The 8,790-nt window shown below is 70.3% G+C and carries 9 protein-coding genes and 1 pseudogene; 5 read left to right on the top strand and 5 right to left on the bottom strand.

The genetic code is table 11. From position 1 onward, the window contains the following. Positions 1-164: 164 nt before the first annotated feature. Together ACTWQJ_RS39665 and ACTWQJ_RS39660 are read right to left on the bottom strand one after the other, a co-directional pair. Positions 165-293, bottom strand: a complete 129-nt coding sequence (locus ACTWQJ_RS39665) for a hypothetical protein (RefSeq protein WP_443311289.1) — start codon at positions 291-293, stop codon at positions 165-167. Positions 294-389: 96 nt separating this feature from the next. Then, complete coding sequence (locus ACTWQJ_RS39660) at positions 390-1,205, bottom strand: SAM-dependent methyltransferase (protein WP_443311288.1); 816 nt, start codon at positions 1,203-1,205, stop codon at positions 390-392. A gap of 193 nt (positions 1,206-1,398) precedes the next feature. Here ACTWQJ_RS39660 and ACTWQJ_RS39655 point away from each other — a divergent pair, with 193 nt between their 5' ends. The 4 genes from ACTWQJ_RS39655 to ACTWQJ_RS39640 all read left to right on the top strand — a co-directional run bounded on the left by ACTWQJ_RS39655 (position 1,399) and on the right by ACTWQJ_RS39640 (position 4,408). Next, entirely contained in the window at positions 1,399-2,085 is a 687-nt protein-coding gene (locus ACTWQJ_RS39655; protein ID WP_443311287.1) for a helix-turn-helix transcriptional regulator, read from the top strand. Continuing rightward, entirely contained in the window at positions 2,082-3,059 is a 978-nt protein-coding gene (locus tag ACTWQJ_RS39650) for a threo-3-hydroxy-L-aspartate ammonia-lyase (RefSeq protein WP_443311286.1), read from the top strand. Before ACTWQJ_RS39655 ends, ACTWQJ_RS39650 begins: the two co-directional genes overlap by 4 nt. Positions 3,060-3,197: 138 nt before the next feature. Beyond that, positions 3,198-3,563 (top strand): cupin domain-containing protein, encoded by a 366-nt coding sequence (locus ACTWQJ_RS39645; protein WP_443311285.1) that lies wholly within the window; start codon positions 3,198-3,200, stop codon positions 3,561-3,563. A 143-nt stretch (positions 3,564-3,706) separates the two neighbouring features. Continuing rightward, the gene (locus ACTWQJ_RS39640) at positions 3,707-4,408 is read left to right on the top strand and encodes an SDR family oxidoreductase (RefSeq protein WP_443311284.1); all 702 of its coding nucleotides are present in this window, start codon (positions 3,707-3,709) and stop codon (positions 4,406-4,408) included. On the opposite strand, the pseudogene ACTWQJ_RS39635 reads toward ACTWQJ_RS39640, so the two are convergent. Together ACTWQJ_RS39635 and ACTWQJ_RS39630 are read right to left on the bottom strand one after the other, a co-directional pair. After that, positions 4,409-5,757, bottom strand: a pseudogene (locus ACTWQJ_RS39635) (VWA domain-containing protein). Further along, complete coding sequence (locus ACTWQJ_RS39630) at positions 5,754-6,611, bottom strand: AAA family ATPase (RefSeq protein ID WP_443311283.1); 858 nt, start codon at positions 6,609-6,611, stop codon at positions 5,754-5,756. Before ACTWQJ_RS39630 ends, ACTWQJ_RS39635 begins: the two are co-directional and overlap by 4 nt. 1,207 nt (positions 6,612-7,818) lie before the next feature. Between ACTWQJ_RS39630 and ACTWQJ_RS39625 the strand changes: the two genes are divergently transcribed. Further along, complete coding sequence (locus ACTWQJ_RS39625) at positions 7,819-8,067, top strand: hypothetical protein (protein WP_443311281.1); 249 nt, start codon at positions 7,819-7,821, stop codon at positions 8,065-8,067. Between the two features lie 264 nt (positions 8,068-8,331). Here ACTWQJ_RS39625 and ACTWQJ_RS39620 read toward each other — a convergent pair. Then, on the bottom strand, positions 8,332-8,790 hold a 459-nt coding region (locus tag ACTWQJ_RS39620; protein ID WP_443311280.1), incomplete at its 5' end, for an alpha/beta hydrolase fold domain-containing protein.

Here is an 8,790-nt window from a genome sequence, read left to right as displayed (position 1 = left end):
AGCGCATCGAGCAGCGTCACACGCGAGTCGATCTCCAGCCGATGAGCTGTGCCGTTGACGGTGAGAGTGATATCAACCCGGGAGACATCAGGCGGTGACTGGCCGGTCGGGGGTGCCTCGGTTTCCATATGCTTCATGGCGCCTCAATTCTGGGTGAGTGCGCGTCACACTTCGCCGGCGACTCGGTGGCCGACAAGCAGCAGCCTGGACAACCCGAGAGGGTCCGGCAAGTCGATCAGCTCGGTCAGGTCGAGTCTGCGCACCTCGGTGTTTCCGTCGACGACGTGTGCCACCGCCTGCGCTCTGACACGACCTGACCGACCGGACGCCGACGGGGCGCGGCACCGCGAACATGGCCGAATCCGGATCCTGACGGCGAATCCGGGCCCCTACAGCCGGCGTCCCACCCCGCAGTACGCGTCGACGGGCTGGGCCGGGGCCGAGGAGTCCGGGCGCCACTCGGGAACCTGGACGACGCCGGGCTCCACCAGTTCGAGCCCGTCGAAGTAGCCGGCGATCTCCTCGACGCTGCGCACGTAGTACGGCACTGCGCCGCTCGCGTTGTACGCCTCCGACGCGGCGATCATGCCTTCGCTGGTGGACGTGCTGTCGCTGATGACCAGATGACTTCCCGACGGGAGTCCCGCCATGAGCCGGCGCACCAGGTCGCGCGCCTGGTCGTAGTCGGCGACATGGCCCAGCGTGTTGAGGATCATCAGGGCGATCGGCCGGGAGAAGTCGAGTGTGCCCTCGGCGGCCTTGAGGACGGCCTCGGGGTCGTACAGATCGGCGTCCAGATAGGCCGTCCTGCCTTCGGGTGTGCTCGTGAGCAGGGCGTGGGCGTGTGTCAGCACGATGGGGTCGTTGTCGACGTACACGATGCGGGAGTCCGGGGCGACGCGCTGCGCCACCTCGTGCGTGTTGTCGGCGGTCGGAAGCCCGGTGCCTATGTCCAGGAACTGCCGGACGCCCTGCTCTCCGGCCAGGTGGCGGACGGCCCGCCCCAGGAAGTGCCGGCTCGTGACCGCCACGTCGACGAGGCCGGGGAAGATCTCCTTGATGTGGTCCCCGATCTCCCGGTCGACCTCGTAGTTGTCCTTGCCGCCGACGAAGTAGTTCCAGAAGCGGGCCGAATGCGGCTTGGACGTGTCGATCCGGGTACGCGTCTGCGCGGCAGCGATGATCTCGGGGTTGGAGTCCGACACGGCAGAGCCTCCTGCAGTTTGGTGGTGGTGATCAGATCACCAACGTAGGCGAACTTGCCGCTCATGCTGCGGGGTTGGGGGGCTTGCCTCGCGCGAGTCACGGCGTTTTCCGGCCATTGCCGTTGCCCTCCTCCCGAAATCTCGGGTTAGACTGTGAGTCCAGTGTTGGATTTTCAGTCCAAGGGAGTGTGGTGTGGTCGAACCCGACCCGGACGCCGAGCGGGACGCGATCATCAGCGCCCTCATCCCGGTGGTTCATGGCATCGCGGCGACCTTCGGGCCCGTGTGCGAGGTCGTGCTGCACGACTACCGGCAGCCGGAGAAGTCGGTGGTCGCGGTCGCCGGTTCGGTCACCGGGCGGGCGGTGGGCGGGGCGATGAGTGAGATCGGCATGCGGGTGCTCGCCCACGGCGACGCGGCGCGCGACGAACTGAACTACGTCACGCGGACCGGGACCGGGCAGCTGCTCAAGTCGTCCACGATGGTGCTGCGCGACTCCGCGGGAGCGGTGTTCGGAGCCCTGTGCGTCAACGTGGACGCCGGCGCGGTCCGGCAGGCCCACGCGCTGCTCGGCGCTCTCGCCGGCATCGGCGGCGATCCGGGACCGGCGCCGGTCACCACCTTCGGCAACGACATCGACTCGGTCGTCGACGCCATCCTCGACGCCCACCAGCTCCGGCAGCACCAGACGTGGGCCGGCCTCGACCGCACCGAGCGCCTCGAGTTCTTCCGCAGCCTGGACGAACACGGCGTGTTCGCGGTGCGCCGCGCGGTCGAGCAGGTCGCCGCCCGCCTCGGCATCTCCCGTGCCTCCGCCTACAGCTACCTCTCCCAGGCCAGAGCCGCCACCGACCCGACGTCCAAGGGGGACAACCAGTGACGACCACCACTCCGCCCGTCACGATCGACGACGTGCGGGACGCCGCCGCCCGGCTCAAGGGCGTCGCCCACCGCACGCCGGTGCTGCGCTCCCGGACCCTGGACGCGCTCGTCGGCGCCGAGGTCTTCCTCAAGTGCGAGAACTTCCAGCGCGTGGGCGCCTTCAAGTTCCGCGGCGCCTACAACACCGCCTCCCGGCTCACGCCCGAACAGCTGGCCCGCGGCATCGCCGCCTACTCGTCCGGCAACCACGCCCAGGCCGTCGCCCTCGCCGCCCGTGAACTGGGCACCACCGCGGTGATCGTCATGCCCGAGGACGCCCCGCCCTCCAAGCGGGACGCCACCCTCGGCTACGGCGCCGAGATCGTCACGTACGACCGCTACACCGGCGACCGGGTCGCCATCGCCGAAGCGCTGGCCGCCGAGCGGGGTCTCACCGTCATCCCGCCGTACGAGCATCCCCACGTGATCGCCGGGCAGGGCACCGCGGCGCTCGAACTCCTCGAAGATGTAGGGGAGTTGGATGCACTGATCACGCCGGTCGGCGGCGGCGGGCTGATCGCCGGGAGCGCCACCGTGGCCAAGGGAATGCATCCCGGTATCCGTGTGATCGGCATCGAGCCGGAGGCCGGCGACGACACCAAGCGGTCCTTCGAGGCAGGCCACCGGGTCGCCGTTCCGGTGCCGCGCACCATCGCCGACGGGCAGGCGCTGCACACGCCCGGTGAGCTGACCTTCTCCGTGAACCGGCGGCTCGTCGACGGGATCGAGCTGGTCAGCGACGACGAGATCCGGGGCGCGATGCGCTTCGCCTTCGAGCGGCTGAAGATCGTCGTCGAGCCGAGCGGCGCCACGCCGTTGGCCGCCCTGCTCTCCGGCCGGATGGACAGGCTCCCGCGCCGGATCGGCGTGATCGTCTCCGGTGGCAACGTCGACGCCGACCGCTTCGCGCGGCTCTGCGCGGGAGGCGAGTGAGGGGTGGCAGGCAGGGGTCGTACGGGCGGACGATGAAGGGGAGGGGCTCGGCCCCGCCGGTTCCGCTCACGACCCACGGGAGCGGGAGACGGAGACCGGCCCCGGCCGCAACGGGCGCGGCCGGAAAGGAGGACCCTCATGTTCGAGGTGAAGACGCTCGACAAGCCGGACGAGCGGCGCGACTTCCCGCACGGCCACCTGGAAGCCGTCCACCTCACGGGACTCGACTTCGCGGTGGCCACCTTCGAGCCGGGCTGGCGCTGGTCGGAGTCCATCGCCCCCCTCGCGGGGACCGACTCCTGCCAGATCCACCACAACGGCTACATCGTTCAGGGCCGTCTGCGGATCCGTATGGACGACGGCGCCGAGGGCGAGGTCGGCCCCGGCGACGTCTTCGTCTGCGGGGCTGGACATGACGCCTGGGTCGTGGGAGACGAGCAGGTCGTGGCGTACGACTTCGCGGGTGCCATGGCGAAGGAGTACGCGAAGTCCTCGGAAAGCTAGCCGAACCCAACAGGGGGTGAACCGCGCAGGCCCGTCTCACGCAGCCTGCGCGCTTGCCTGATCGAAACCGATCGGTTTACTGTCGGAGGTGACAGGTAAAACCGATCGGTTTTCTTGCCGATCCGGAAGGTCAGGAGACCCCCATGACAACCCTCCAAGGCTCCGTCGCCCTCGTCACCGGAGGCAGCCGCGGCATCGGCAGGGCGCTGGTGGCTGCGCTGTACGAGCGCGGCGCGAAGAAGGTGTACGCCACCGCACGCGACCCTCGCACGGTCACGCACCCCGACGCCGTACCGCTCGCTCTGGAGGTGAGCGACCCGGCCTCGGTGGCGGCCGCCGCGGCACAGGCACAGGACGTCACGATCCTGATCAACAACGCGGGTGCCGCGGTGAACGCGAACTTCCTCGACTCGCCCGTGGAGGACGTCCGCCGCGAGTTCGAGACCAACTTCTACGGACCGCTCCTCGTCACCCGTGCCTTCGTCCCGGTCCTGGAACGCAACGGCGGCGGCCACATTCTCAACGTCCACTCGGTGCTGTCCTGGATCGGGCTCGCCGGCTCCTACAGCGCCTCCAAGGCCGCCTTCTGGTCGCAGACCAACTCCCTGCGCCTCGACCTCACACCGCGCGGTATCGACGTCACCGGTCTGCACGTCGGATACGTCGACACGGACATGACCGCCGCTGTCGACGCGCCGAAGTCCACACCCGAGAGCGTGGCCGCCCAGGCCCTCGACGGCATCGAGTCCGGTGCGTTCGAAGTCCTGGCCGACGACATCTCACGCCAGGTCAAGGCGGGGCTGTCGGCCGACCTCGCGGCGCTGTACCCCCAGCTTGCCGCCTGATCAGACCGGCAGCAGGCGGGCGATCAGCGTGCTGAGCTGCTGCGCATTGCGGCACTCGTGCATCTCGACCAGATCGGCGTAGGCCGGGGCGGCGGAGTCGCCGGTGCCCCACTGGGGGCGCGGCTCGGGGTTCAACCAGTAGACGCGGCGATCTGCCGTACGGCTGCCAGGTTCGGGTCGCTCATGTTCGTACGGGCGTCCCCGAGCACGAACACGGTCGTCCGCGGGCCCACCGCGTCGCCGTACCGTTCCGCGAACTCGCCCAGCGCGACGCCGTAGTCGCTGCTGCCGTGCCAGCCCGTGAGCCTCGCCTCGGACCGGATACGGGCGCCCAGTCCCTCGGAGTCGGCGGCGCCGTGCACCAACAGCCCTGTCACCTCGTCGATGCGGTTGACGAACGCGAACACCCGCAGCTTGCTGAACTGGTCGTGCAGCGCCTGCACCAGCAGCATCGTGAAGTCCGAGAAGCCGGACACCGAGCCCGACACATCGCACAGCAGCACCAGTTCGGGCCGGACCGGACGGCGTCGGCGCAGCACCGGCCGCATCGGCACTCCGCCCGTCGACAACGATCCGCGCAGGGTCCGCCGCAGGTCGATGCTGCCCCGCGCGGCACGACGCCGACGAGCGGCCAGGCGGGTGGCGAGCTTGCGGGCCAGCGGCGAAACGGTCCGACGCAGCTCGGCCAGCCGGTCCCTCCCGGCGTACAGGAAGTCGACCCGGTCGGCGGTGGGTGCAACCGCCCGCCGGGCGATCTCCTCCCGGCCACGCCGCTCGGCGACCCGGCGCCGCGCCTCCGCGGCCACCTGCCCGCGGAAGGCCTCGATGCGCCGCCGGATCTCGTCGTCCAGCAGCCGGTCGGTGAAGCCCGCATCACCTGACCGCGCCCGCACGCTGTCGCGGACCCGTGCGAGCAGCGTCTGCGGGCGGATCCGGTCCAGCGTCTGGTACGACGACCAGCCGTCGGACGCCGGCGAACTCCCGTATCCGCCGAAGCCGTCGACGGCCTCGGCCGCAAGCCGGCCCAGCAGCACGGAGTCGCCCGCGGCGAGGGCTGCCGCAATCCGGTCGCGCAGTTCGTCCCGGTCCGCCGTACCGGCCTCGGGCGCGCCGACGCCGCGCGGGAAGTACAGGTCGAAGACCGGGTCGAACACCTGCCGTTGGCCCGTGGTGTGCAGCAGCGTCGCCGCCAGGCCTTCGCGCAGCAGCTCACGGTCCGCGAACCCCAGGGCCTCCACCGCCCGGGCCGCGTCCACGGTCTCGCCGGTGCCGACCCGCACGCCGTGCGCGCGGAGTGCGGCGACGAACCCCGTCAGCCGGGACGCGACATCCGACGGCTCGGTTGTCATACGGCGTCCAGGTCCAGCTTGGCCCCCGCCTTGAGGACGTCGTCCTGATGCTTGAGGAGGACGCCCAGGGTGTCCCGTACGACGCTCTCGTCGAGCCTGTCGGCGCCGAGCGCGAGCAGGGTGCGCGCCCAGTCGACGGTCTCGGCGACCGACGGCACCTTCCGCAGGTCCATCGCGCGCAGGGCGCCGACCACCCGGACCAGGGACTCGGTCAGCGCCGCGTCGATCCCGGGGACCTTCAGCCGGACGATCCGCCGTTCCAGCTCCTCCTCGGGGAAGCCGATGTGGAGGAACAGGCAGCGGCGGCGCAGCGCTTCGGACAGCTCACGGGTCGCGTTGGAGGTGAGGACGACGAAGGGACGGCGCGTCGCGGTGATCGTGCCCAGCTCCGGGACGGTGACCTGGAAGTCGCTGAGCACCTCGAGGAGCAGGCCCTCCACCTCGACGTCCGCCTTGTCGGTCTCGTCGATCAGCAGCACCTTGGGGTCGTCGCCCCGGATGGCGGTCAACAGCGGGCGGGCGAGCAGGAACTCCTCGCTGAAGATGCCCGTGCGGGTCTCGTCCCAGGTCTCGTCGCGGCCGGCGGTGATGCGCAGGAGCTGCTTGGCGTGGTTCCACTCGTACAGCGCCCGTGACTCGTCGACACCCTCGTAGCACTGGAGCCGCACGAGTTGGGCCCCGGCCACCTGTGCGACGGCTTTGGCGAGTTCCGTCTTGCCGACGCCCGCCGGACCCTCCACGAGCAGCGGCTTGCCGAGCCGGTCGGCGAGGAACACGGCGGTGGCGACCGCAGGTGAGGCCAGATAGCCGGTCTCGGCGAGGCGTGCGGAGACATCGTCGACGGAAGTGAACAACCGGGCCTCCGGCGGTGCGGTGAATCGGAACCGGCACCTATCTAAGCGCTTGTTCACCCATGCTGTCACGAGGGTTCCATCGATACACCGATCGGTTTCCTGGTGCTTCCACGCGGTAGCCTCGCCGTGTGGCCACGACAGACAAGGCGTCCCCCCGGGAGCGGTTGCTCGACGCCGCAGCCGTGCGACCCGCCACCGTGCCGTCAGTGCGGTTCGACCGAGGACTACTGGTCAGCCCACAAGTGCCGTAACTGTTACCGCGGTTCGTCAGCAGAGCGCCCGGCGTCCTGCCCGGACTGCTTCGCCTGGGGGATGCTGCGGCGCTACGGCGGAATGTGCCTGGGCTGCCGAGGCTGGCGCCGGCTCAATCCCGGCTCCGGTCCGTGCCAGGTCTGCGGCAGGGAGCTGTGCCTGCGCGATGGCGCCTGCCGTCTGTGCACCAAGCAGGCTCAGTTACTGCGGCGCCCTCACTACGCCATGGCGCTGGAGGAGGCGAACCGGCACGGGCAGCAGCTGTACTTCGCCGGCATGGAACGGCGCGTCCGGCTGATGACGCCGGGGCCGACCCGCCGCCGCTCCGAGCCGCCTGTGATGCCCCCGCCTCCGCTGCTGCCGGTGAGGCATCGGCAGCTGGTGCTTTTCCCGCCGCACGGCCGGGACCTACGGCGCGGGCAGCAGCACGGGTACCCCGAGGCGGATGCGCCCGAGGTGGTGGCGGCGCTGAAGGCCGCGGCCGACGACTACGCGCGACGGCACGGGCTGGAGTACTGCACCGCATGGGGCCTGGACCGCGGCCTGCGCGTCCTCTTGGCCCTCCAGGACACTCCCGGTGCCCCGTTCCGGGCGTCCGATGTCCTGCTCCTGCGAGACCTGCAGCTGCGGGCCAGGCCCCTACTGAAGCTGCTGTCCCAGCTCGACATGCTCGACGACGACCGCATCCCACCGACCTCCGCCAGGTCCTCCAGGACCAGGCGGCTCGAAGGCAGCCCTCTCAGCGCTGGTCATCTTCCACGCACTCACCTCAGGGGAACTACGCACCGTCCTGACCACGGACCTGCGCGACGGCAGGCTCTTCCTGGCCAACCGCACCGTCCTGCTCGCCGACGCCGTACGCGACCGACTCGCGACCTACCTGGACTACCGCAACAGCCGGTGGCCCCGCACCGCCAACCCCCACCTGTTCCTCTCCCAGACCACGGCCTGCGGCGTGGAACCCGTCAGCCACGTCTGGATCAACGACGTGCTCGGCATCCCCGCCCGCCGGCTCCGCGAGGACCGCCTCCTTCACGAGGCCGAGGCCACCGGCGGCGATCCTCGCCGGATCTGCGATCTGTTCGGCCTGACCGTCGGTGCGGCCCTGCGCTACACCGCCACCGTCGATCAGGCCGGCCTCGTCGAACACAATCTCCGCAACGCCGGGCCACGCCCGAACGCCCGAGTCGACGACAGCGGTTGACCACCGAGCACTGGAGCCGATACGCCCCTGGCGACCACACACGGTGACACCGGAGCCGAAAGCGCAGGCTGGTGTCGTGGACCAAGACGCGCGAAACCCGATGATCGGGAAACCTGACCCTGACGAGTGCCCCGATCCGTGCGACGCTCGTGACCCCATGCACCGTGTGTGGCTGCTGGCAAGGACGGGGCCCTGACCAGCCCGACAAGGAGCACGCCGAGACCAGCATGCCGGCGCTCTACCTGCCCCCGTCGGCCCCGCGGGTCACGCCGTGCCGAGTGCGGCGCGCAGGGTGGCGATGGCCTGGGCGATCGCGGCCTGGGCCGCGTGGGTCTCGCGCAGGGCGTTGAGCATGACGAAGTCGTGGATGATGCCCTGGAATCGCACGGCGGTGACCGGAACTCCGGCCTGGCGCAGCTTGTTGGCGTAGGCCTCTCCCTCTCCCGCAACACGTCGGCCTCGCCGGTGATGACCAGGGCCGGGGGCAGGCCCTTGAGCTGCTCGATGGTGGCGCGCAGCGGGGAGGCGGTGAACTGGGGCCCGCTCGGCCTCGTCGGTGGTGTACTGGTCCCAGAACCACTGCATGCCGTCGCGGCGCAGGAAGTAGCCGGTGGCGAACTGGTGGTAGGAGCCGGTGTCGAAGTTCGCGTCCGTCACCGGGTAGAACAGCACCTGCTGCACCAGCGGAATCCCGCCGCGCTCCTTCGCCATCAGGGTCAGCGC

The sequence above is a fragment of the Streptomyces sp. KR55 genome, from assembly GCF_052245645.1.
GTDB lineage: Bacteria > Actinomycetota > Actinomycetes > Streptomycetales > Streptomycetaceae > Streptomyces > Streptomyces flavusporus.
Note: the sequence above shows the minus strand (reverse complement) of the source record. Positions and strands in the feature narration are given on the sequence as shown.

Bases quoted from the DNA above. Each gene is read 5' to 3' on its own strand.
- ACTWQJ_RS39640 (WP_443311284.1), top strand. From the start codon at position 3,707: ATGACAACCCTCCAAGGCTCCGTCGCCCTCGTCACCGGAGGCAGCCGC.
- ACTWQJ_RS39645 (WP_443311285.1), top strand. From the start codon at position 3,198: ATGTTCGAGGTGAAGACGCTCGACAAGCCGGACGAGCGGCGCGACTTC.